General features: G+C 62.5%; 23 protein-coding genes and 1 other RNA gene. 13 read left to right on the top strand and 11 right to left on the bottom strand.

The window, feature by feature from the left end; translation table 11 throughout:
- Window positions 1–33 precede the first annotated feature (33 nt).
- Window positions 34–1515 carry a carboxypeptidase M32 gene (locus J5Y06_RS05455; RefSeq protein WP_209334020.1) on the top strand — a complete coding sequence of 494 codons (1482 nt, stop codon included), beginning with the start codon at window positions 34–36 and terminating at the stop codon, window positions 1513–1515.
- 5 nt (window positions 1516–1520) lie between these two features.
- On the opposite strand, the gene J5Y06_RS05450 is transcribed toward J5Y06_RS05455, so the two are convergent.
- Complete coding sequence (locus J5Y06_RS05450) at window positions 1521–2366, bottom strand: MBL fold metallo-hydrolase (RefSeq protein ID WP_209334019.1); 846 nt, start codon at window positions 2364–2366, stop codon at window positions 1521–1523.
- Between the two features lie 203 nt (window positions 2367–2569).
- Between J5Y06_RS05450 and J5Y06_RS05445 the strand changes: the two genes are divergently transcribed.
- Together J5Y06_RS05445 and J5Y06_RS05440 are read left to right on the top strand one after the other, a co-directional pair.
- Window positions 2570–3319: a YebC/PmpR family DNA-binding transcriptional regulator gene (locus tag J5Y06_RS05445; RefSeq protein WP_209334399.1), complete on the top strand. Its 750-nt coding sequence runs from the start codon at window positions 2570–2572 to the stop codon at window positions 3317–3319.
- 16 nt (window positions 3320–3335) lie between these two features.
- Window positions 3336–3635 (top strand): Rdx family protein, encoded by a 300-nt coding sequence (locus J5Y06_RS05440; protein WP_209334018.1) that lies wholly within the window; start codon window positions 3336–3338, stop codon window positions 3633–3635.
- Between the two features lie 94 nt (window positions 3636–3729).
- Here J5Y06_RS05440 and rpmE read toward each other — a convergent pair whose 3' ends face one another.
- A complete protein-coding gene (gene rpmE, locus J5Y06_RS05435) occupies window positions 3730–3951 on the bottom strand; it encodes a 50S ribosomal protein L31 (protein ID WP_209334017.1) in 222 nt (73 codons plus the stop codon).
- A 210-nt stretch (window positions 3952–4161) separates the two neighbouring features.
- Between rpmE and J5Y06_RS05430 the strand changes: the two genes are divergently transcribed.
- A complete protein-coding gene (locus J5Y06_RS05430; protein WP_209334016.1) occupies window positions 4162–5961 on the top strand; it encodes an ABC transporter transmembrane domain-containing protein in 1800 nt (599 codons plus the stop codon).
- Between the two features lie 30 nt (window positions 5962–5991).
- Here J5Y06_RS05430 and J5Y06_RS05425 read toward each other — a convergent pair whose 3' ends face one another.
- The 5 genes from J5Y06_RS05425 to J5Y06_RS05405 all read right to left on the bottom strand — a co-directional run bounded on the left by J5Y06_RS05425 (window position 5992) and on the right by J5Y06_RS05405 (window position 8969).
- Window positions 5992–6738 (bottom strand): TerC family protein, encoded by a 747-nt coding sequence (locus J5Y06_RS05425; RefSeq protein WP_209334015.1) that lies wholly within the window; start codon window positions 6736–6738, stop codon window positions 5992–5994.
- Window positions 6739–6843: 105 nt separating this feature from the next.
- Entirely contained in the window at window positions 6844–7668 is an 825-nt protein-coding gene (locus tag J5Y06_RS05420) for a TIGR00282 family metallophosphoesterase (RefSeq protein WP_209334014.1), read from the bottom strand.
- Window positions 7669–7718: 50 nt separating this feature from the next.
- A complete protein-coding gene (locus tag J5Y06_RS05415; protein WP_209334013.1) occupies window positions 7719–8291 on the bottom strand; it encodes a 5-formyltetrahydrofolate cyclo-ligase in 573 nt (190 codons plus the stop codon).
- A gap of 84 nt (window positions 8292–8375) precedes the next feature.
- A non-coding RNA gene (ssrS, locus tag J5Y06_RS05410) (6S RNA) lies at window positions 8376–8531 on the bottom strand.
- 33 nt (window positions 8532–8564) lie between these two features.
- Window positions 8565–8969, bottom strand: a complete 405-nt coding sequence (locus tag J5Y06_RS05405) for a DUF4345 domain-containing protein (protein WP_209334012.1) — start codon at window positions 8967–8969, stop codon at window positions 8565–8567.
- Window positions 8970–9077: 108 nt separating this feature from the next.
- On the opposite strand from J5Y06_RS05405, the gene J5Y06_RS05400 reads away from it, so the two are divergent.
- The 7 genes from J5Y06_RS05400 (at window position 9078) to J5Y06_RS05370 (ending at window position 15487) form a co-directional block, all read left to right on the top strand.
- On the top strand, window positions 9078–9914 hold the full coding sequence (locus J5Y06_RS05400; RefSeq protein WP_209334011.1) for an AAA family ATPase: 837 nt from the start codon (window positions 9078–9080) through the stop codon (window positions 9912–9914).
- 11 nt (window positions 9915–9925) lie between these two features.
- Window positions 9926–10372, top strand: a complete 447-nt coding sequence (locus J5Y06_RS05395) for a GNAT family N-acetyltransferase (protein ID WP_209334010.1) — start codon at window positions 9926–9928, stop codon at window positions 10370–10372.
- A gap of 39 nt (window positions 10373–10411) precedes the next feature.
- Entirely contained in the window at window positions 10412–11602 is a 1191-nt protein-coding gene (locus tag J5Y06_RS05390; protein WP_209334009.1) for a vWA domain-containing protein, read from the top strand.
- A 64-nt stretch (window positions 11603–11666) separates the two neighbouring features.
- Window positions 11667–12083 (top strand): peptide-methionine (R)-S-oxide reductase MsrB, encoded by a 417-nt coding sequence (gene msrB, locus J5Y06_RS05385; protein WP_209334008.1) that lies wholly within the window; start codon window positions 11667–11669, stop codon window positions 12081–12083.
- A gap of 95 nt (window positions 12084–12178) precedes the next feature.
- On the top strand, window positions 12179–12808 hold the full coding sequence (locus tag J5Y06_RS05380; RefSeq protein ID WP_209334007.1) for a L,D-transpeptidase: 630 nt from the start codon (window positions 12179–12181) through the stop codon (window positions 12806–12808).
- Between the two features lie 70 nt (window positions 12809–12878).
- Window positions 12879–15182: an FdhF/YdeP family oxidoreductase gene (locus tag J5Y06_RS05375; RefSeq protein ID WP_209334006.1), complete on the top strand. Its 2304-nt coding sequence runs from the start codon at window positions 12879–12881 to the stop codon at window positions 15180–15182.
- A complete protein-coding gene (locus J5Y06_RS05370; RefSeq protein WP_209334005.1) occupies window positions 15179–15487 on the top strand; it encodes a hypothetical protein in 309 nt (102 codons plus the stop codon). The genes J5Y06_RS05375 and J5Y06_RS05370 overlap by 4 nt, the downstream gene beginning before the upstream one ends.
- Here J5Y06_RS05370 and J5Y06_RS05365 read toward each other — a convergent pair.
- The 4 genes from J5Y06_RS05365 to uxuA form a co-directional block, all read right to left on the bottom strand.
- Window positions 15484–15969 (bottom strand): hypothetical protein, encoded by a 486-nt coding sequence (locus J5Y06_RS05365; RefSeq protein ID WP_209334004.1) that lies wholly within the window; start codon window positions 15967–15969, stop codon window positions 15484–15486. The two genes, J5Y06_RS05370 and J5Y06_RS05365, sit on opposite strands and share 4 nt — an antisense overlap.
- A gap of 116 nt (window positions 15970–16085) precedes the next feature.
- Window positions 16086–17012: a sugar kinase gene (locus J5Y06_RS05360; RefSeq protein WP_209334003.1), complete on the bottom strand. Its 927-nt coding sequence runs from the start codon at window positions 17010–17012 to the stop codon at window positions 16086–16088.
- Window positions 17009–18475, bottom strand: a complete 1467-nt coding sequence (locus J5Y06_RS05355) for a mannitol dehydrogenase family protein (protein WP_209334002.1) — start codon at window positions 18473–18475, stop codon at window positions 17009–17011. Before J5Y06_RS05355 ends, J5Y06_RS05360 begins: the two co-directional genes overlap by 4 nt.
- Window positions 18472–19686 (bottom strand): mannonate dehydratase, encoded by a 1215-nt coding sequence (uxuA, locus tag J5Y06_RS05350; protein WP_209334001.1) that lies wholly within the window; start codon window positions 19684–19686, stop codon window positions 18472–18474. The genes J5Y06_RS05355 and uxuA overlap by 4 nt, the downstream gene beginning before the upstream one ends.
- Before the next feature lie 102 nt (window positions 19687–19788).
- On the opposite strand from uxuA, the gene J5Y06_RS05345 reads away from it, so the two are divergent.
- Window positions 19789–20493 carry a GntR family transcriptional regulator gene (locus J5Y06_RS05345; RefSeq protein ID WP_245247569.1) on the top strand — a complete coding sequence of 235 codons (705 nt, stop codon included), beginning with the start codon at window positions 19789–19791 and terminating at the stop codon, window positions 20491–20493.
- Window positions 20490–21716 carry an AGE family epimerase/isomerase gene (locus J5Y06_RS05340; RefSeq protein ID WP_209334000.1) on the top strand — a complete coding sequence of 409 codons (1227 nt, stop codon included), beginning with the start codon at window positions 20490–20492 and terminating at the stop codon, window positions 21714–21716. The genes J5Y06_RS05345 and J5Y06_RS05340 overlap by 4 nt, the downstream gene beginning before the upstream one ends.
- The last annotated feature ends 20 nt before the right edge of the window (window positions 21717–21736 follow it).

The raw sequence follows: 21736 nt of genomic DNA, 5'->3' as shown, positions 1-21736 counted from the left end.
GCACATCTCCTGTTTTCACCGGAGTTTCCATCCATGTCCTTCCAGAAACTCGATGACCTTGGCCGACGCCTCGAGGCCTTCAGCCATGCGCTGTCGATCCTCGGCGTTGATGAAGCCGTGGCGATGGCGGTCGGCGGCGGCGAAGCCCGCGCGGAAGCCATGTCCGCTCTTGCTGGCATGCAGCACCGTCAGGCCAGTGCCCCGGAAATCGCCGATTGGATCGACGCTGCAGAGCAGGAAGATCTATCCGATGACCAGCGGGCGGCTGTTCGCGAACTGAAGCGGCAATATACCAACCTCACCTGCTTGCCCGTCGAGTTCGTGGAAAAGCAGATGCGCACCCGCATGCGCTGCGAGCAGCTGTGGCGTGATCTCCGCGCGAAGAAGGACTGGCATTCCTTTGAGCCCGCCCTGGATGGCGTGATCCAGCTCGTGCGCGAAGAAGCCGCCATGCGCGCCGACGCGCTGAAGCTTGCCCCCTACGATGCGCTGGTCGAGCAATATGACCCCGGCACGCGTGTTTCCGACATCGCGCCGGTGTTTAATGACCTGAAGAGCTTCCTGGTGGACTTCGTCCCCCGCGCGCTCGGCGCCCAGGACAACAGGCTGTCGAAGCGGCCGATGAAGGCGCTGTCCGGTTCCTATCCGATCGAGCGGCAGCGTGAACTCGGGCTCGCCATGATGCAGGCTGTGGGCTTCGATCTCACCCATGGCAGCCTCGCCGTGTCCCATCACCCCTTCTGCGGCGGCGTGCCGACCGATGTGCGCATCACCACGCGCTACAAGACGAGCGAGTTTCTGTCGTCGCTGATGGGCGTTCTGCACGAAACAGGCCATGCACTTTACGAACAGAACCTGCCCAAGGAATGGGCGCATTGGCCGCTCGGCAAGGCTCGTGGCATGGCCGTGCACGAAAGCCAAAGCCTGTTTGTTGAAAAGCAGATCGGCCGCAACCCCGCTTTCTGGGCTTGGGCCTTGCCCGTGGTGGAAAGGCATCTTGGCGAGGATTGGTCGATCGAGGACATCCTTCCTCATGTGCACCATGTGGAGCGCGGCCTGATCAGGGTGGATGCCGACGAGGTGACCTATCCCCTTCACATCATCCTGCGCTTCGAACTCGAGCAGGACCTCGTTTCGGGCAAGCTGCAAACGCGCGACCTTCCGGAAGCGTGGGATGCCAAGATGCAGGATTACCTCGGGCTTTCCACGATCGACTCGCCAGGCGATGGGCCGATGCAGGATGTTCACTGGCCATCGGGCGCGCTCGGTTACTTCCCGTCGTATTCGCTCGGCGCGATGATGGCCGCGCAGCAGTGGACGAGCATCGCCGCGGCTGTTCCGGACATCGAAGCGGATCTGTCAGCCGGGGAGTTCAGCCGCATCAACGCATGGCGCCGCGACAACATCTGGTCGCAGGGCTCCCGCTGGTCGACACCCGAACTGATGCAGCGCGCGACGGGTGCGGCGCTCGACGCCACGCACTTCAAGCGGCATCTGGAAGCGCGCTACGGCTGACCCGTTCAGAGGCTCCGAGGAACGAAGATGGTGGGCTGGCGCGGCAGGTTGCGCAGCGACACGTCCATCGTATTGCCGTCTAGACGCTGCAGGGCAAAATTCTTGCCCATGCGGCTGGTGAACTCCGACAGCGGCGTGGAATGGCGGTGCATCGGCAGGATCACAGAGGAATAAAGCCGCCGGGTGATCTCACCGATATTATCCACGGAAGAGGTCATGCCGCCGTCGATCGGCACCATCACCACATCGAGGCGACCGATCGCAGCATAATGCTCGTTGGTGAGGTCGTGGTGCAGATGGCCAAGGTGTCCAATGCACAGCCCTGCCACCTCGAAGATGAAGATCGAATTTCCGTCCCGCTCCATGTCGCCGCCCCACCGGCGGATGTCGGTTGGCACGTTGCGGATATAAACATCCTCCACCACCTGGGCATGCTTTGCTGGACCTCCGTCAGGGTTCCAGCCGCGCAGCACATGCTCGATCGTGGGGTCGGGCATGTCGGTATAGTGTGTCCGATGCGCCTTGTTCATGGTCACTACATGCGGCGTCGGCGTCGTTCCGTAGTGGCCGGAATAATCCGTGGCGATGGTGATCCCGCCCGGAGTGTCGATGCGGTAGGTGGAGTGTCCCGCATAGGTGATCGTTACTGTTTCCTCCTCGGCCTGCACCCGGGTAAAGCTTGCCTTCAAAACAGGCGGCATGCTTTGCGCCATGGCAAGGCAACTGCTGGGAACCGGTCCATCGGTGTTCTGCGCGGTCGCGTCCTGCGGTGCCGCCAAGAAAAGAGTGAGGGTAAGCGCCGCAAGAAGGGCGCGGCAGACGGGACGCTTCAGAACTTCGCTGAACAGCATGCGGAAAGCCTCCGTGGAAAGAGAAAGCTCGCCTGTCCCGCGCTTGGATGCCAGTCGCTTTCCGGGACCTCGCCTTCACGTTCGCGCGATCAACGGCGGCTGTGATCGCCAAGGGCATGAGGCGCGACGCGCTGGATTTTATCCGGCAACTTATCTATAAGCCCGGCCAATCCACGAAATCATCTGCAGACGACAGGGGTGCCATGGCTGGCCATTCACAGTTCAAGAACATCATGCACCGCAAGGGGCGGCAGGACGCGGTCCGCTCAAAGATGTTCTCGAAGCTCGCCCGCGAAATCACGGTGGCGGCAAAGGCCGGACTGCCGGATCCCGCAATGAACCCGCGCTTGCGTTTGGCCGTCCAGAACGCCAAGGCGGTTTCGATGCCGAAGGACAACATCGCGCGCGCAATCGCCAAGGCTTCCGGCGGCGATGCGGATAACTACGAGGAAGTGCGCTACGAAGGCTATGGCCCGGGCGGCGTCGCTTTGATCGTCGAGGCTCTGACCGACAACCGCAACCGCACGGCCGCCAACGTTCGCGCGGCCTTCACCAAGGCCGGCGGAGCCCTGGGCGAAACCGGCTCCGTTTCCTTTATGTGGGACCGCGCCGGTGAGATCTATTATCCCGCCGCAGCGGGTGACGCGGACAAGCTTATGGAAGCCGCCATCGAGGCGGGTGCGGAAGACGTCCAGTCCGATGAAGACGGCCACACCATCTATTGCGCCTTCGAAGACATTGGCGACGTGTCCTCGGCGCTCGAAAGTGCCCTGGGCGAGGCTGAATCGGTGAAAACCGTTTGGCGGCCGCAAACCAACGTTCCGGTGGACGAGGATCGCGCGCAATCGATCCTGAAGCTCGTGAACACGCTGGAAGATGATGACGACGTCCAGAACGTTTACGTCAACTTCGAGGTGGACGAGGCCACCATGGCCAAGCTGAGCGCGGCCTGACGTTCGGCTCGCGCGAATGACCCAGAGCCGGCCGCGCGTCACCATCACCTACTGCACGCAGTGCCAATGGCTGTTGCGTGCAGGATGGCTGGCGCAGGAGCTCCTTTCCACCTTCGCAACCGAGCTTGGCGAGGTTGCGCTTCAGCCGGGTACGGGCGGCATCTTCGAGATCTGGTGCCAAGCGGAAAACGGCGAACCGGTGCTCGTGTGGGAGCGCAAAAGGGATGAGGGCTTCCCCGAAGCCAAGGTTCTAAAGCAGCGGGTGCGCGATGTGATCGCGCCGGAGCGCGATCTCGGGCATTCCGACCGCAAATAGAAGGTCGCCCCCGGCGTGGTGGCCTCAACATTCCCAAGACAAACAAAAAGCCCCGCCGAAGCGGGGCTTTGATGACGCTGAAAGCGAGTTCAGCTTAGATGCCGAGCCCTGCGTAGCGGTTCTTGAACTTGGTCACACGGCCACCCCGATCGAGCAGCGTCTGCGTGCCGCCGGTCCAGGCTGGATGCGTGCGCGGGTCGATGTCGAGGTTCATGGTGTCGCCAGCGGCGCCCCAGGTCGACTTGGTCGTGTATTCGCTGCCATCGGTCATCACGACCTTGATGGTGTGGTAGTCGGGATGGATGTTGGTCTTCATGGCTCGAGTCCTGGTTATACTGGGCTTCAGCCGGAGCAGGCGCTTGATGGTAGCGGCAGCCCTGCGGCGATGTCACCCGGTCCGTAAAACTTGAAGCCGCAGCGAAGGAGGGCTACGGCTTCAAAAAGGGTCGGCGAGCCTATACATCAGCCTCCGACCAAGCACAAGGCCGTGGCATCACCGCGCGCCGCGAGAGCCAGGGAGACCAAAATGGCTGATGAAGCGCCGATCAAGGACGCTCGCCGCCGCTCGATTGCTCCTCTTGCACGCCTTTTCCCTTATTTGCGCCGCTACCGCGCATTGGTGGCCGGCGCGTTGGTTTCGCTGGTTTTGGCAGCCGCGACAACGCTAACCCTGCCTGTGGCCGTGCGACGCATGATCGATCACGGCTTCAACGAAGCGCAGGCTGGCGTCATCCATAGCTATTTCGCCATGCTCGTGGTGATTGCGGCAGTTTTGGCAGCGGCTTCCGCCTTGCGCTATTACTTCGTGATCACCATCGGTGAACGCGTGGTGGCCGATCTGCGCCGCGATGTGTTCGCCCATGTCACAACCCTGTCGCCCGCCTTTTTCGACACGGCACGATCAGGCGAGATCGTTTCGCGCTTGACGGCGGATGCCGCGCAGATCAAGTCGGTTGTGGGCGCCACGGCCTCGCAAGCTTTGCGCAACGCGATCATGGCGATCGGCGGCGCGGCCATGATGGTTGTCACCAGCCCGCGCTTGTCGCTGATGGTGCTGGGTGCAATCCCCGTGATCGTGCTGGTTCTTGTCGGCTTCGGCCGCTCCGTGCGTGCCCGCTCGCGGCATGCGCAGGACATGCTTGCGGAAGCCGGCGCATTTGCGGGCGAACAGATCGTGGCGGTCCGCACGCTGCAGGCTTTCACCAACGAAAAGCTGGTTGTGGGAAAGTTTGCGGCTGCGGTGGATCGCGCCTTCCTTGCCGCACGCAGTTCGATCAAGGCGCGCGCGGTTCTCACCTTTTTCGCGATCTTCTTCATCTTCTCGTCGGTGGTGGCCGTGCTATGGTTCGGCTCACGCGATGTCTTGTCCGGCGCCATGACGGCAGGGACGCTAAGCCAGTTCCTGCTTTACGCGGTTCTCGCTGCCGGAGCGCTGGGCTCCCTGTCGGAAGTCTGGGGCGAAATCAGCCAGGCCGCTGGCGCGGCCGAGCGCATGAGCGACATCCTGGAAGAAAAGCCGGGCATCGCCGCGCCTGCAGTGCCGCATCCCTTGCCGGCAAAGGCGCTTGGCGCGGTCGAGTTCCGCGAGGTGTCGTTTGCTTATCCGACGCGCTCCGATCGCCCAACTCTGAAGAACCTGTCCTTCACCGTTCGTCCCGGGGAAACGGTGGCGATAGTCGGCCCATCGGGCGCCGGCAAGAGCACGGTGTTTTCCCTGCTGATGCGCTTTTATGATCCGGAGCATGGGGCTGTTTTCATCGACGGGGTCGATCTTCGCGATGCCGACCCGCTCGAGGTCCGCAGTCGCATGGCCGTCGTTCCGCAGGATGTCGCAATCTTTGCCGACACGGCTGCGGCCAACATCGCCTACGGCAATCCGGTCGCGAGCCGCGAAGCGATTGAGGCGGCCGCGCGCGACGCCTTGGCAGACACCTTCCTGCGCGGGCTGCAGAACGGGTACGACACGCAGGTTGGCGAGCGCGGCATCACGCTTTCAGGTGGGCAGCGCCAGCGCATCGGCATTGCCCGCGCGATCCTGCGCGATGCCCCCATTCTCCTGCTCGACGAAGCCACGTCGGCCTTGGATGCCGAAAGTGAAACGCTGGTGCAGTCGGCGCTGGAGCATCTCATGAAGGGCCGAACCACGCTGGTGATCGCCCATCGTCTCGCAACGGTGCTGAAAGCGGACCGCATTCTCGTGCTGGACGATGGCGAAATCGTCGAGGAAGGCACCCATCGCAGCCTGGTTCAGAAGAACGGCCTTTACGCCCGCCTGGCACGCATGCAGTTCGAGCGCGGCGCCGACGCCTTCGAAGCAGCGGAATAAGAAAGGCCCGCCGAAGCGGGCCTCCCGTCTTCAATGGGGCTGGGCCCGTCGCGCCTTGCGGCGGCGCGACAGCATGTTCAACGCTTCAACCAGAGCCGAGAAGCCCATGGCCGCGTAGATGTAGCCCTTCGGCACCTTCACGTGGAACCCTTCCGCGATCAGCGTCATGCCGATCATCAGCAGGAACGACAAAGCGAGCATCACAATCGTCGGATTGTCGTTGATGAACTTGGCCAGCGGTTCGGCTGCCAGGAGCATCACGGTCACGGCCGCGATCACCGCAATGAACATGATTGCAATCTCGTCGGTCATGCCGACGGCAGTGATGATGGAGTCAACGGAGAACACCAGATCCAGCAACAGGATTTGGAAGATCGCTCCGGCCATGGTCAGCTGAACCGTGCCACCGACTATGTTGTCCTTGCTGTCATGGGTATCCACCGTGTGGTGGATTTCCTTTGTCGCCTTCCACACCAGGAAAAGCCCGCCGGCGATCAGGATGATGTCCTTCCACGAGAAGTCGATCCCGAAGGCCGAGAACACCGGGGCTGTAAGCCCGATAATGATCGAGATCGTCAACAGCAGCCCCAGGCGCAGGATCAGCGCCGCGCCGATGCCCAGGCGCCGGGCGAACTGCTGCTGCTCCTTCGGCAGCTTGTTGGTAAGAATGGAGATGAAAATCAGGTTGTCGATGCCGAGCACGATCTCCATCACGACCAGGGTCGCCAAAGCGACCCAAGCCGTCGGATCATTGATGAACCCGAAGAATTCCGACATGGCTTAGTTTACCCCTCGCTTCGCCAAATGTGCGGTGCAAGTAGGGTGCGCAGAGAGCTTCTACAACTCTGCGGCTGAAGGAAAGCGCGGCGGCACGGGTGGTGTTCAACGCCAGAAGGATGGCACAGTCTCTTCCAGGCGTGGCCCGAGCCGAAGCGGAGCGATCTTTTCGGCAAGCCCCGTACGATCCGACAGATCAACGCCGACGCCGCAGATGGTGGCCGGCCCCGTGGCTGCCTCCATGCGCCCCTTGGGCACCTTGGAAAGGAAGCGGTTGAGCGGTTCTTCCTTGTCCATTCCGATCGACGAGTCGTAATCGCCGCACATGCCTGCGTCGCTGAGATACCCGGTACCGCCACTCAGGATCTGGTGGTCGGCCGTGGGTTGATGCGTATGCGTTCCGACGACGAGGCTCGCGCGGCCATCCACGAAATGCCCGAAACAGACCTTTTCGCTGGTCGCCTCGGCATGGAAGTCGAACACCACGGCGTCGGCCTGTTCGCCGAGCGGACACGCAGCCAACTCGCGTTCGCCGGCCTGGAACGGGTCATCGAGCTCGGGATGCATGAAGATCCGGCCCATGATGTTGGAAACCATAACGCGTGCGCCGTTTTTGGCGATGTAAACACCGGAACCGCGTCCAGGCGTTCCCTTCGGGAAGTTGGCGGGGCGCAGAAAGCGATCTTCGCGGGAAGCGAAAGTGAGAGCTTCGCGCTGGTCCCAGACATGGTTTCCGGTCGTGACCACATCCGCGCCGGCCTTGATCGTCTCATGGAAGATATCCTCCGTGATGCCGAACCCGCCCGCGGCGTTCTCGCCATTCACGATCACGAAATCGAGCTTGAAGTCGGAGATCAGGCCCGGCAGGCGATCCCAAACCGCAGTGCGCCCTGTGCGGCCCACCATGTCGCCGAGAAAAAGAAGTCGCAAGATCACCGTCTCCGCTGCCGGTGCCGGACACCGGGTTCAGCTTGGTCCTATCAGCCCGGCTCAAAGGCGCGCAAGCCGCTCTCCGTCAGCATTTCAGACAAGCGGACATCGTGTGGTTCATCCGGCACCCGGTCGACTTCCTGGCAGTCAAACGCGATGCCGATCAAGCGCGGCAGGATGCCCTTGGCATGCAGCGCGGCGATAGCACGGTCGTAATAGCCTGCGCCGTAACCGATCCGGTGGCCCCGGTTGTCAAATGCGACCAGCGGCACCAGCATCACGGTTGGATCGAGCACGGCCGAATGGGCGGGCGGCCCCATCGTCCCGAAACCCATGTCAACCATTGCGTGGTCCGGCAGGTATTCCCGGAAAACGATGGTTGTCTTGTCGAGGATAGCCGGCAGGCAGATGCGGAGGCCCTGTGCGGCAAGCGAATCCATGAGGATCCGCACATCGACTTCCGTCCGCATCGGCCAGAAGCCGGAAACAACGGTGCCGGGCGCGAGGTTGAGAGCCACCTTGGCCATGCTTTCGCTGCCTTCGCGACGATAGTCCGCCGGCAAGGCATCCCGCCGCGCGAGGGTTTCGGCGCGCAGCGACTTCTTGATTGATGTCGTATCCATGACGCCCGTTTATCAGCGCGCGGAGTTCCACGCGAGCGCATCACCGGCAAAAAGGTGGCCGAAATCGACAGAAGAAAGGAGAAGTGGCGATCCAGGACGACCGGTGGAGAGATCGATCCCGGGACCTACAAAGTAGGTGGGCGCCGTGTGTCCAAACCCACGGGTCTGGCCAGGGACAGCTCCCTAGGAATCAATAAGGCCCCGAGAATAAGTTACTCCTGTCGGGAAGCCCAGAACGCCGATACGGAAGATAGGGATATGCGCTGCACTTGGCTAGAGCCGCCGCTGATTTCCGTACAATCGATGATGCCAAAGCGTCAGAAGCGGAACGACGAGAAGTTCCATGCCGAGTCCCGCCAGGTGTCCGACCGCTGGCTGACCGTCGACTGCAAGTGATAGGAGGCGCGCAAAACCGCCACCGACCGTCAGTAAGGCGAGCAAGCGGAAACGGCTGACCGTGCCTTCGAGGTCAAGCAGGCAGCTCCACCAAGCCAAGCCCATCATAAGGAAGATGCCGGACAGGAAGCGCAGGTGGCTCGCGAGGTCGGCGGGCCATGGGGCGTCGAGCTGGAGGAAGCGCGGGCCTAACAACACACCTGCAACACCAGCCGAAATCGGGATCAACGCAAAAACGGCGACAAGCACGGAGAATATGCGCCGTTGAAGAACCAGTGACACTGGATGCGTACTCCTGGATCAAAGCACAGGGTCTTGTCGTTGGCCCCTGTGGAAGGCAGATAGCGTTCGGCTGTGCGTTTGGAAACACGTCTCGGGAGAAGAAGGTCTATGCGTTTTGAAGGCACCTCGGCTTATGTGGCCGACAAGGATCTGATGATTGCGGTGAACGCCGCCATCGCCTTGGAACGCCCGCTCCTCGTAAAGGGTGAGCCGGGCACCGGCAAAACCGAGCTGGCCCGTCAGGTTGCCGCGGCGCTTGGTCTCGACTTCATTGAGTGGAACGTGAAATCCACCACCAAGGCCCAGCAGGGGCTCTACGAATATGATGCTGTGTCCCGCCTGCGCGACAGCCAGCTCGGCGATGCCCGCTTCAACGACATCACGAACTACATCAAGCGCGGCAAGCTTTGGGACGCCTTTGCTGCCGGCAAGAAGGTCGTGCTCCTGATCGACGAGATCGACAAGGCAGACATCGAGTTTCCGAATGACCTTCTCCAGGAACTCGATCGCAACGAGTTCTTTGTTTACGAGACCGGTGAAACGATCCGCGCCGAGGTGCGCCCGATCGTGATCATCACATCCAACAACGAGAAGGAACTGCCGGACGCTTTTCTGCGCCGCTGCTTCTTCCACTACATTCGCTTCCCCGAAGCCGATACGCTGCAAAAGATCGTCGAGGTCCATTATCCCGGCATCAAGCAGAACCTGGTTCGCTCCGCCCTCACCCGCTTCTACGAGATCCGCGAGGTGCCCGGCCTGAAGAAGAAGCCATCAACTTCCGAAGCGCTGGACTGGATCCGCCTGCTTGTGGCCGACGATGTGGCCCCTGAGGACCTGCGCGCAGACCCGAAGAACGCGCTGCCGAAGCTCCATGGGGCGCTTCTCAAGAACGAGCAGGACGTCCATCTTTTTGAACGGCTGGCCTTCATGGCACGGCGCGGCTGAGGAGTTTCACGATGGAAGGCATGGAAATCCGGCCCGCAACGCTTGATGACGAAGCCGAGTGGCGGCGTCTTTGGACAGCCTATCTCGACTTCTACGAAACCAAGGTTCCGGAAGAAGTCTACGCCGAAACCTGGAAGCGCCTGCACACGGAAGGCGAGTACGAGCCGCGGTGCCTGCTGGCCGTCACCCACACAAAGCCCATGGGTCTTGTCCATTTCCTTTATCACCGAACGACATGGTCGCTGGTGAACAACTGCTACCTGCAGGATCTCTACGTTGATCCGGAGCGGCGCGGCACTGGGCTGGGACAGGTCTTGATCGAAGCGGTCCAGCGCATTGCCGGCGAAAAGGGCATCAAGAACGTTTACTGGATGACCCACGAAACCAACGCCACTGCGCGCAAGCTTTATGACCGCGTGGCAAGGCGCACCGGGTTCATCGAGTATGATCTGCTTTAGAATGGTTGGGCCGTGTAGCTTCCAGCAAATGGCGGTTTGATGTTCATTCCCTTCTTCCTCGAGCTGAAAGCGGCCCGCGTTCCCGTCTCCTTGCGTGAATACCTGACGCTGCTCGAGGGCATGGACGCGGGTCTGGTCGAATACGACGTCGAGGGCTTCTACTTTCTGGCGCGCGCGGCGCTGGTGAAGGATGAGCGCCATATCGACCGTTTTGACCAGGTCTTCGCGCATGTCTTCAAGGGTCTGCAAGCCGTTTCGGGAGAAGGCGGGATCGATCCTGCTGCATTGCCGGAAGAGTGGCTGCGCCGGCTCGCTGAAAAGCACCTGACAGACGAGGAAAAGAAGCTGGTGGAGGCCCTGGGCGGCTTCGACAAGCTGATGGAAACGTTGAAGCAGCGGCTTGAAGAGCAGAAAGGCCGACATCAAGGCGGCTCAAAGTGGATCGGCACGGCCGGCACCTCACCGTTCGGCGCTTATGGCTACAATCCGGAAGGCGTGCGGATCGGCCAGCAGGAAAGCCGCCATCGCCGCGCCGTGAAAGTCTGGGACAAGCGCGAGTTCCGAAACTTCGACGACAGCGTTGAGCTCGGAACGCGCAACATCAAGGTCGCCCTGAAGCGGCTGCGGCGCTGGGTTCGCGAAGGGGCAGCCGACGAGTTCGACCTGCCCGGCACGATCCATGCCACTGCCGAACATGGCTATCTCGATGTCCAAACCCGGCCGGAACGGCGCAACGCCGTGAAGCTCCTGATGTTCTTCGACGTCGGGGGATCCATGGACGACCACATCAAGGTCGTGGAAGAACTTTTCTCCGCCGCGCGCGCCGAGTTCCGGCAGCTTGAATACTTCTACTTCCACAACTGCCTTTACGAGGGCGTTTGGAAGGACAACCGCCGCCGGCACGCCGAGGTGATCCCGACCTATGATGTGCTTCACCGCTATGGCCATGATTACAAGGCGATCTTTGTCGGTGATGCCTCGATGAGCCCGTACGAGATCGCCCATCCGGGTGGCGCGGTGGAGCACTGGAACACGGAAGCCGGCGCTGTCTGGCTGCAACGTGCGCTGGCGAAATGGCCAAGCACCGTGTGGCTCAACCCGACGCCGGAGCGGCTGTGGGGCTACACCCACTCCATCAGCATGATCCGCGAGATCTTCACCGACCGCATGTTCCCGCTGAGCCTGAGTGGGTTGGAAGCGGCCACCCGTGCATTGTCGCGCAAACACTGAGCCCTTTTGTGTGGCCCGGCCGAACCTACATACGGGGTCAGCCGACAGATTATGGAGTTGAACGATGGAACAGCACCGCTTTCCAGTCACCCGAACGGATGCCGAATGGCGCGAGCGCCTGACGCCCGAGCAATATGCCGTGATGCGCAACCACGGCACCGAGCGCCCCGGCAGCTGTGCCCTGCTCTACGAGAAGCGCGCCGGCACCTTCGAATGCGCAGGCTGCGACCAGCCGCTGTTTGAATCAACCCTGAAGTTCGAGAGCGGAACCGGCTGGCCGAGTTTCAATGATCCTGTGCCGGGTTCAGTGGAAACAACCACTGACCGCTCCTACGGAATGGTGCGCACGGAAGTGCATTGCGCGCGCTGCGGCAGCCACCTCGGCCATGTCTTCGAGGATGGCCCTGCCCCGACCTACCTGCGCTACTGCATCAACGGTGTGGCGCTGAACTTCGTACCGGCAGAGCAGCACGTAGCCTGAGGCTCGGCTCGGGCGCAATGTGGCGCAAATAAGGGTTCATTAACCATAACAAGGTTAACGCGGAGTGGTTGATCACCGATCCGCGGAGCCGCCCGATGTCCCTTACCCGCCGCAGCGTGCTGCTTGGCCTGTCGTCGCTTCTCGCGGGCTGCGCGACGTCGCAATATTCGGCGCCGATGATGTATGCGGCCATGCCAGGGGAAACCTTCCCGCTGCCGGCCATGCCGCTCGACAAGATCAAGCCGGAACTGCGCCGTCAGGAAGTGGATTTCCCAACCAAGCACAAGCCGGGCACGGTGATCGTCGACACACCGGCGCGTCGCCTTTATCTCGTGCTCGGCAACAATCGTGCAATCCGCTATGGCGTCGGCGTCGGCCGCGCTGGCTTGGCTCTGAGCGGCGGCGCCACGGTCGGCCGTAAGGCCGAATGGCCGTCCTGGACGCCCACTGCCAACATGATCCGACGCGAACCACGCTATCGGCAATATGCTGGCGGCATGCCCGGCGGTCCGAACAATCCGCTTGGCGCAAGGGCGCTTTATCTTTACCGCCGGGGCAACGACACGATGTTCCGCATACACGGCACCAACCAGCCGCAGTCGATCGGCCACGCTATGTCCAGCGGCTGCATCCGCATGTTGAACCACGACATTATCGACCTTTACGAGCGCGTGCCGGTGGGGGCGCAAGTCGTGGTAATCCAAGCTTCAGCCAAAGTCGCTTGATAGAAGAAGCCTATCATTCGATGGGGACCGCCTGCTTGACGGAGAGTGTCGCGGCGCGCTGATGAGCGCCATGAGCACAACGGTTTTCATTGGCAAGAAATCGGCTGCAGCAGGCGGCTGGGGCGCACTCAAGAGCTGCGGCAAGCGGTTGATGCAGAGCGGCTCGCCGCTTGCGGGCGCCCGCACCATGCTGAAAGCCAACCAGCCCGATGGCTTCGACTGCCCGGGATGCGCCTGGGGCGACCCGGAACATGGCTCCTCCTTTGAGTTCTGCGAAAACGGCGTGAAGGCCGTTGCCTGGGAAGCGACGGAAAAGCGGGCGACGCCGGACTTCTTTGAACAGAACACGGTGTCCGAACTGAAGAAGCTCACGGACTACGAGCTCGAACTGCATGGCCGTTTGACGCATCCGATGCGCTATGACCGCGCAACGGATCGCTACCTGGCCGTGGACTGGCAGGACGCTTTCGCCGAGATCGGCACGATCCTGCGCTCGCTCGACAATCCCAATCGGGCCGAGTTCTACACGTCAGGCCGCGCCTCCAACGAGGCAGCCTTCCTGTATCAGCTCTTCGTGCGCATGTACGGCACGAACAATTTCCCCGATTGCTCCAACATGTGCCACGAGGCGAGCGGTGTCGCCCTTCGCCAGGCGATCGGCGTGGGCAAGGGCACGGTGCTCCTTGAAGACTTCGAAAAGGCTGACGCGATTTTCGTGATCGGCCAGAACCCGGGCACCAACCATCCCCGCATGCTGGGCGACCTGCGCCGTGCTGCCATGCGCGGAGCGCGGATTGCGGTGTTCAACCCTGTTCGCGAAAAGGGCCTGGAGCGCTTCTCCGATCCACAGGACAAGCTGCAGATGATCCGCGGCGGTTCGACTCCGATTGCAAGCGACTATTTCCAGCCGAAGCTGGGTGGCGACATGGCAGCCGTGCGCGGCATGGCGAAGGTCGTCCTCGCGGCGGAAGACGAGGCGATTGCCGCCGGCAAGCCGCCCGTGCTCGACCACGCCTTTCTGGCCGAACACGGCCTCGGGTTTCACGACTACCGCAAGGCTGTTGAGGCAACGACCTGGCACGAGATCGAGGATCAGTCGGGGCTTTCCCGTGCCGAGATCGAAAAGGCAGCCGGCATCTACATGGCCGCCGACCGCGTGATCTGCACCTGGGCGATGGGCGTCACTCAGCATCGCCATTCGGTAGCGACGATCCGCGAGATCTCCAATTTCATGTTCCTGCGAGGGAACATCGGCAGACCGGGCGCTGGTCTTTGCCCCGTGCGCGGCCATTCCAATGTTCAGGGCGACCGGACCGTTGGGATCAACGAAAAGCCGGCGCCAGCCTTTCTGGATGCGCTGGAGCGTCGGTTCGGTTTCGAAGCACCGCGCGAGAACGGCCACAACGTGCTGGCTGCCATCGGCGCCATGCTCGACGGCTCGGCACAGGCCTTCATCGGGCTTGGCGGCAATTTCGCCCGCGCCACGCCCGACAGCGCCCTTGTTGCGGAGGCGCTCAGCCGACAGAAGCTGACCGTTCACATCGCCACCAAGCCGAACCACTCGCATCTGATGTCGGGAGACGTGAGCTTCATCCTGCCCTGCCTCGGGCGCACGGAGATGGATGTGAACTCCCGTGGCCTAAAGCAGATCGTCACGGTGGAAGATTCCATGAGCATGGTGCATGGCTCGGGGGGCATCAACCGACCTGCTTCGGCGGAACTGCGCTCGGAAGTTCAGATCATCGCCGGCATCGCCGCCGCCACACTTGGCTCCGACAAGGTCGATTGGCTGGAGCTTGCCGATGACTACGACCTGATCCGTGACCATATCGAAGCGACCATCCCAGGGTTCGACGACTACAATACCCGCGTGCGCGAACCACGCGGCTTCCACCTGCGCAATGCCGCCGCGCATCGCGAATGGAACACGGCGGCCGGAAAGGCGACCTTCTATTCGGGCGCGTTGCCGAGCGAGACCATACACCAGAAGGCCAGCCGTGACGGCAGCCGCTTCGCGCTGCAAACCTTCAGGTCCCACGATCAGTACAACACCACCGTTTATGGCCTCGACGACCGCTACCGCGGCGTTTACGGCGAACGCCAGGTCATTTTCATCAACCCGCGCGATCTCGAAGAGATCGAGGCTGTTGCGGGTGATCGCATCGACGTGGTTGGCGAGTATGACGACGGGGTCGAGCGCATCGCCCCGAGCTTCCGCCTGGTACCCTATGACATTCCGCGCGGTTCCATCGCCGGCTATTACCCGGAACTAAACGTACTGGTGCCGCTGGGCAGCGCCGGAGCGGAAAGCGACACGCCAACCTCCAAGTCGATCATGGTGTCGTTCCGCAAGCAGGAAGTACGGGTGGCTTGAGCAGCGATGACGCGGAAGCCGACGCTTTTCTTGCGTTCGTCGAGCGCATCGCTTCCTTCGATACACGGCTGAGCCAGCTCCAGGCGGCCATCCTCGCCGCCGCTCACCTAGACCTGGCGCATGACACCCGCAGCTTCGCCAACAAGCTCGGCGTTTCCCATGCATTGGTTCTGCGTGAGTTGACGGAACTGGAGATGCTGGGAGATCTGCTGGCAATCACTCGCCGCGATGCGCGCACCTTGCGAACGCATTACGAACTCACAGCAGACGGCAAGCGTCTGCTCACCGGCCCTTCTGAAGCCTAGGGCTTCAGTTCCGTCTGCATGCCTTCCTCGATCAAGGCGCAATGAACGGCAAACCTGCTTTTCCGAACAACCTGCAGTTCGCCGTCAATGAGATCACAGCTGAGGATGTTATCCGGACCGGCTTTTCGCGACGAGAAGATGTTGACGTTCACCATGGCCGGACCGTCAAGCCACTTCACAGCGGCCTGCTCGAAGCCCGACCCGTTAATCCGCGCAGTGGCGGCTTTTCCGGGCAGGTCGATGCGCTCATCGCCGAGGTAAATCTGGCCCATCTCGTCGACATGCTTTTCGGCACCCTTCTTGGGTTCGCCGTAGTAGCTCGCCTGAACGGTGATGCCCTCTCCGGAAGAAGCGAGACGCTGCGCAGCCTGCTTTGACAGCGTGATCTGGAACTCGAAACCGGCCGGCGTTTGCGCCAGCGCGATGATCGGAATAAAGGCTGCGGCAACAAGGAAAGCAGTTGTACGGGCAACACCGCGCATGATCCTTGGATCTCCTGGTGGACGCAAAGGCGCGCTCGAAAGATCAACCTTCAGCACAGTCGCTCTAGCACACCGCTCAAGGTGTAGGCTATGGCCTCGGACCGGATGAACAGGCTCTAGGCGCGTCGGAAACCTGTCAGATCCCGCAAGGGAATCAGCGCGCCGCGATGCGCGATCACCTTGAGCGCCACCGCGTGGCCGGCTTGCGCAGCGTCAGCCGCAGACGACCCCGTCAATCGTGCCGCCAGATAAGCGCCGTTGAAGCTGTCGCCTGCGCCGGTGCTGTCCACGGGCGCGATGAACTCGGCTGGCGCGGTCAGCAGATCCCCGCCTTGCAAGAGGACCATCGGCCCGCCGCCATTCTTCACGATCACCTCCGAAGCGCCCGCAGCCTGCCATCGTCGCGCGCAGGCCTCGGGCGTGGCATCGCCGAACCATTCAGCTTCGTCATCGAAGCTCGGGAGAAGGACACCCGCGCCGGCCGCAGCTTGGGTCAGCCAGTGCCGCATCGTGTCCGCGTCTTCCCAAAGCCGGGGGCGCAGGTTGGGGTCGAACGCGGTGAACGTGCCGGCACGCCTCGCGGCAACGAGGCGCGACACCAGTGCGTCGCGCCCGGCATCCGGCAGGATCGCAAGAGTGATGCCCGACAGGTAGATGGCGTCGGCCGCTGCAAAAGCTCGGTCGAGGAGCGCCAGATCATCGGCTAAGAGCCGGGCGGCGGACTGCCCGCGCCAATAAGCGAAGCTCCGTTCGCCGTCCTTCAACTGGATCGCGTATAAGCCGACAGAACGCGACGGCTCAGTCCTGATGAAGTCCCCGGTGATGTTGTTGTTTTCCAGGAAATCGGCCAGCTGGGGCGAAAAAGGGTCTTGGCCAAGCCTTGTCATGTAGCCGACTTGCCAAGCATCGGGCAGGCATGCGCGGGCATACCAGGCGGTGTTCAGCGTGTCGCCGGCAAAGCCCAGGCGCCAAAGCCCATCGCCGGCATCGGTCGCGCTGGAGAGTTCCACCATTGCCTCGCCGATCGATATAAACAGGCTCATGTCGCGGCTTCCGCTTGCAAGGTCGCCGCAACACCCTTGTCGAGCATACCCTGCAAAAGCTCCGCCACCGCGTCGCGCCACGCGGGAGTGGCCGCCAGCTCCGCCGGAACGAGGCCCGGCAGGCCAGAAAGGGCATCGCGGATCGCTTCGCCCGTCTCACGGGAAACGCCGGCAAGCGCATTCCGGATTTCGGCTTCGCGCGGATCACGCAATGCGTGGTCGCGACCATCGTCGGTGCGCCCGAGCGTGAAGCGCATCCACGCGGCCGCCGCAAGCGCGAATGGCCGAACAGATTGCCCTTGTCCCAACGCAGCCAAGGCCGGCTGGAAAATGCGTTGCGGCAGCTTCTGGGTGCCGTCCATCGCGATCTGCCAGGTTTCGTGTGCAATGGCTGGATTTCGGAAGCGCTCCTCTAAAGCCTTGGCATAAGCGGCGAGGTCGATGCTCGGCAGCGCGGGGAGGACCGAAGCGGCAGCCCTCAGATGTCGCGAAACCAGGACCGAAAGCACCGGATCGCCCATGACGTCACGAACATAGCGCCGGCTGGTCAGGAAGCCGGCATAGGCCAGCATGGAGTGACTGCCGTTGAGCATGGTCAGCTTCATGCGCTCGTAGGGAGCAACATCGGCCACGAAGATCGCGCCACCTGCTTCCCAAGCGGGCCGCCCCTGCGGAAAATGGTCCTCGATCACCCACTGAAGGAACGGTTCGGTTTCCACTGCGGCCAGGTCGTCACAGCCGGTCTGGCGCTTGGCTTCCGCCAAGGTGGTATCCGTGGCGGCGGGCGTGATCCTGTCCACCATGGACGACGGGAAAGCCACATGGTCGGCGATCCAGTCGGCAAGCGTCGGGTCCACCATGCGGGCAAAGCCGATCACGCCGTCGCGAAGAAGCGCACCGTTTTCCGGCAGGTTGTCGCAGCAAAGCACGGTGAAGGGTTCGACGCCGGCGGCATGGCGCTGGCGCAAGGCGGCAACCAGAAGACCGAGCACACCGGACGGCGCATCAGGTGCCTGGAGATCGGCCTTCACGGCGGGATCATCCGCGTCGGGGCTGCGGCGCACCCGGTCGATGCCGTAGCCCTTCTCCGTTACGGTAAGCGTCACAATCCGCACCTGTGGATCGCAGAGCGCGGCAAGCGTTGCTCCCGGATCGGCGGCGATCACGTCACGGATTGCGGCAACGACGCGAGCCCTCGTTCCCGCAGCGCCCCGCTCGATCAAGGTGAAAAGCCCGTTCTGCGGGTTCAGGGCGTCGGCAACCTCCCGCGAGCGGAGGCTGACGCCGGTAATGCGCCAGTTTCCGCCGTCCGCAGAAAGCGCGGCATCCGTCACCGCCGCCTGATGGGCCCGGTGAAAGGCGCCGATGCCGAGATGCACAATCCCGCGCCCGTGCTGCGAGGGGTCATAGCCGGGCAGAAGCGCTTCACCTTGAACCGCCGCAAGCGACGAAAGCCGTGTCATTGCAGTCCCTCGACGGGGTGGTCCAAAGCCGTGAGGATGCCGCGCAGTTCCGCCAGTCCCTTCAAGCGGCCAATGGACGGGTAGCCCGGCTGAGCTTGTCGCTTCAGGTCATCCAGGATGTCCTGACCATGGTCGGGCCGGAAGGGGATCGACACATCGGTGCGGCCCGCCGCCTTGCGCCGCCGCTCCTGGCGCAGCACCGCGGCAATCAACGCCACCATGTCCGTTCCGCCGCCCAGGTGCTCGGCCTCGTGAAAGCTGCCTTTCACATCGGAGCTTTCGCGCAGCACATTGCGGAGGTGTAGGAAATGCACCCTGTCTCCCAGCCGGTCCATCATGCCCGGAAGGTCGTTGTCGGGCCGGGCACCGAGCGAGCCGGCGCAAAGCGTGACGCCGTTCGCCGGAAGATCCACGGCATCCATGACCTTGTTGTAATCGTCTTCCGTGGACATGACGCGCGGCAGCCCAAGCAGCGCAAACGGCGGATCATCGGGATGGCAGCACAGGCGGACGCCGAGTTCCTCGGCCAGCGGCGCGACTTCTGCCAGGAAGTCCACGAGGTGGCTCCGCAGTTGGTCGGCGGTTATGTCGGCGTATTTGGCAAGGTGAGCCCGCACATCGTCCAGGCTGAAGTTCTCGGCAGCACCGGGCAAGCCGAAAACGACATTCTTTGCAAGTTGGGCCTTTCGGTCATCGCTCATCGCCGAGAACCGACGGTTCGCTTCGTCCACCACTTCCGGCGTGTAGTCGCCTGTCGCAGAGGGACGCGCCAGGATGTGGATGTCGAACGCCGCGAAATCCGTCAGATCGAAGCGCATGCACGTGCCGCCGGTCGGAAGACGCCAGGCAAGATCCGTGCGCGTCCAATCCAGAACCGGCATGAAGTTGTAGCAGATCACGTCGATGCCGGCCGCTTGCAAATGCCGCATCGACGTTTTCCAGTTTTCGATGTGCTGCCGCCAGTCGCCGGTCTGTCGCTTGATGTCTTCCGAAACCGGGAGGCTTTCGACAACCTCCCATGCCAAACCGGACGGGGTGCCGTCCCGCATCGTCGCGATCTCGGACTTGCGCTGCTCGATATCGTCCGGACGCCACACGGCGCCAGTGGCGACGTGGTGCAGGGCCGAAACCACGCCCTGAACGCCGGCCTGGCACATGTCGTCCACCGAACACAGGTCCTTCGGCCCGAACCAACGCCAAGTCTGCCGCATGGGTAGTCTCCTCCTGCTTATATCTGACCCGATCTAACAGCGTCAGCAGCAGTTGACTAGTATGGAAGTTCGGAGCTAATCCAGCGGCGGGAGGATCTGCTATTGACTGGCTTGGCGCAGGTACATCTGCTGGAGCAAAGCGCGGCCGTGGGGCCGCAGCTCCACCGTGTGTTGCGCGACAGGATCATCCGCGGCGACATCGTGCCGGGGTCCCGAGTTTCTGAAACCGAGATCGCTTCCGCTTACTCGGTTTCGCGCCAGCCGGTCCGCGAAACCTTCATCAAGCTTTCGGAAGAAGCGCTGGTGGAAGTGCGTCCGCAGCGCGGCACCTTCGTGACCCTGATCTCGGTTCCGGCTGTTCTCACAGCACGCTTCATCCGCGAAGCGGTCGAGGCCGACATTGTGCGCCGCGTCGCGGAAACTGCCGACGCAGCCGCATTGGACGCGCTGGACGCCTCCATCGCGGAACAACGTGCCTTGCATGCCGCCGCCCCGGGCGACGAGTTCATGCGGGTAGATGAGGACTTTCACAGGACCTTGGCGGTTCTGGCCGGATACGCTTCCGTGGCCGACCACCTGGAGGATTTGAAGATCCACATGAACCGCGTGCGCCACATCAGCGCTCGGCAGGTTTCGCGCGAAAGGTTGATCGGCCAACACGCCGACATCGTGGAAGCCATCCGGATGCGGGATGCTGCTGCGGCGGTGGAAGCGATGCGCATCCACTTGCGCGAAATCGTCGTTGATCTGCCCGGCATCGTCCAAGCGCAGCCGGATTTCTTCATCGGAACGGGAGCGCTCCGATGAGCCAGTTCAGCCGCGATCCGCGACAAGAGGCTCCCGATGCGCCGCGAGACGCCGATTGGTGGGCGACATGGTTTTGGGCCGAGTTGCTGCCGGACTGGCTGACGCACGTCAGCGACGAGGAAGGCGGGGGCGTATTCGACGCTCTCGATCAAGAAGGTCACCCCGACAGATCGGCGGAGAAGACGGTGCTGGCTCAGGCCCGCACCCTTTTCACGCTTTCGCATCTGGCAAGGCTGTCGGGTAATCCGGCGCTTGTTGAAGCCGCAAAACGGCAGGCCACCTTCTTGCCTCGCTTCCAAAAAGAAGCCGGCTTGTACCGGCGCGCTGGGGGGAGAACTGGCGCCCGGACGGGCCAGGCGGCGGACGACGTCGCCCGCAGCTACGATCAGACCTTTGTGATCCTCGGCTTCGCGACGTGGAACGCCATCGCGCCCTCCTCCGAAGTCGGAGCGAAGTTGGAGGCTTGCTGGGAACTGCTTTCCACGCGCTTGACCGATCCAGCAACCGGCCTTCTGCTTGAACACGACGAGGTGGCGGAGCCCAGCGCTCCACTCGCCCCACACCGCGCTCAGAATCCGCACATGCATCTTTATGAAGCCTGTTTGCAGGCCTTCAAAGTGTCACGCCAGAGCATCTGGATGTCCCGCGCGGCAAGCACGCGATCACTGGCGCTCCGGCATTTCCACGACACGGAAACCGGCAGCATAGCGGAATGGCGAGCGCCGGACCTGCGCCCCCTCCAAGACGCAATGGGTTTGCGGCGCGAGCCCGGACACCAATATGAATGGGCCTGGCTGTTGTGGCGCGAAGCCGAACTCGGCGGCGACCCTGCAACCCGCGATCTCGCCGAACAACTTGCCCTGTTTGCCGAACGCCACGGCGTTGCCGCCACCGGACCAATGGCAGGCGCTGCTCTTGATGCGGTTTCGGCGCAGGGCTCCGTGGTGGAGGAAACTTTTCTGCTTTGGCCGCAAACCGAGGCCATCAAGTGGTACGCGGCGCGCGCCATGGCGGGTGACGATCAGGCGGGCGTCCGGGCTCGCGCACTGCTTTGTTTGATGTTCGAGCGCTGGTTCGCCGGTCGGCGGTTCTGGGTGAACCAGCTCGCCGCGGACGGCCATGTGATCCAGCCGGCAACCCTCACACGCCTTTTCTACCATCTTGCGCTCGCCCTGACCGAAGGGGCGGGGGCCGGACTATGGCCGGGCATTCCTCGGCACTGACCACATCTTAGGAGGAAAAA

Origin of the sequence: Tianweitania sediminis (assembly GCF_017813335.1) — a bacterium.
In the GTDB taxonomy this organism is placed as follows: Bacteria; Pseudomonadota; Alphaproteobacteria; order Rhizobiales; family Rhizobiaceae; genus Tianweitania; species Tianweitania sediminis.
Note: the sequence above shows the minus strand (reverse complement) of the source record. Positions and strands in the feature narration are given on the sequence as shown.

Coding starts and splice junctions, on each gene's coding strand:
- J5Y06_RS05440 (WP_209334018.1), top strand. CDS start 3,336: ATGACCCAGAGCCGGCCGCGCGTCACCATCACCTACTGCACGCAGTGC.
- J5Y06_RS05355 (WP_209334002.1), bottom strand. CDS start 18,475: ATGACACGGCTTTCGTCGCTTGCGGCGGTTCAAGGTGAAGCGCTTCTG.
- J5Y06_RS05400 (WP_209334011.1), top strand. CDS start 9,078: ATGCGTTTTGAAGGCACCTCGGCTTATGTGGCCGACAAGGATCTGATG.
- J5Y06_RS05425 (WP_209334015.1), bottom strand. CDS start 6,738: ATGTCGGAATTCTTCGGGTTCATCAATGATCCGACGGCTTGGGTCGCT.
- J5Y06_RS05430 (WP_209334016.1), top strand. CDS start 4,162: ATGGCTGATGAAGCGCCGATCAAGGACGCTCGCCGCCGCTCGATTGCT.
- J5Y06_RS05390 (WP_209334009.1), top strand. CDS start 10,412: ATGTTCATTCCCTTCTTCCTCGAGCTGAAAGCGGCCCGCGTTCCCGTC.
- J5Y06_RS05360 (WP_209334003.1), bottom strand. CDS start 17,012: ATGAGCCTGTTTATATCGATCGGCGAGGCAATGGTGGAACTCTCCAGC.
- J5Y06_RS05455 (WP_209334020.1), top strand. CDS start 34: ATGTCCTTCCAGAAACTCGATGACCTTGGCCGACGCCTCGAGGCCTTC.
- uxuA (WP_209334001.1), bottom strand. CDS start 19,686: ATGCGGCAGACTTGGCGTTGGTTCGGGCCGAAGGACCTGTGTTCGGTG.
- J5Y06_RS05395 (WP_209334010.1), top strand. CDS start 9,926: ATGGAAGGCATGGAAATCCGGCCCGCAACGCTTGATGACGAAGCCGAG.
- rpmE (WP_209334017.1), bottom strand. CDS start 3,951: ATGAAGACCAACATCCATCCCGACTACCACACCATCAAGGTCGTGATG.
- J5Y06_RS05380 (WP_209334007.1), top strand. CDS start 12,179: ATGTCCCTTACCCGCCGCAGCGTGCTGCTTGGCCTGTCGTCGCTTCTC.
- J5Y06_RS05365 (WP_209334004.1), bottom strand. CDS start 15,969: ATGCGCGGTGTTGCCCGTACAACTGCTTTCCTTGTTGCCGCAGCCTTT.
- J5Y06_RS05375 (WP_209334006.1), top strand. CDS start 12,879: ATGAGCACAACGGTTTTCATTGGCAAGAAATCGGCTGCAGCAGGCGGC.
- J5Y06_RS05340 (WP_209334000.1), top strand. CDS start 20,490: ATGAGCCAGTTCAGCCGCGATCCGCGACAAGAGGCTCCCGATGCGCCG.
- J5Y06_RS05450 (WP_209334019.1), bottom strand. CDS start 2,366: ATGCTGTTCAGCGAAGTTCTGAAGCGTCCCGTCTGCCGCGCCCTTCTT.
- J5Y06_RS05445 (WP_209334399.1), top strand. CDS start 2,570: ATGGCTGGCCATTCACAGTTCAAGAACATCATGCACCGCAAGGGGCGG.
- J5Y06_RS05415 (WP_209334013.1), bottom strand. CDS start 8,291: ATGGATACGACATCAATCAAGAAGTCGCTGCGCGCCGAAACCCTCGCG.
- msrB (WP_209334008.1), top strand. CDS start 11,667: ATGGAACAGCACCGCTTTCCAGTCACCCGAACGGATGCCGAATGGCGC.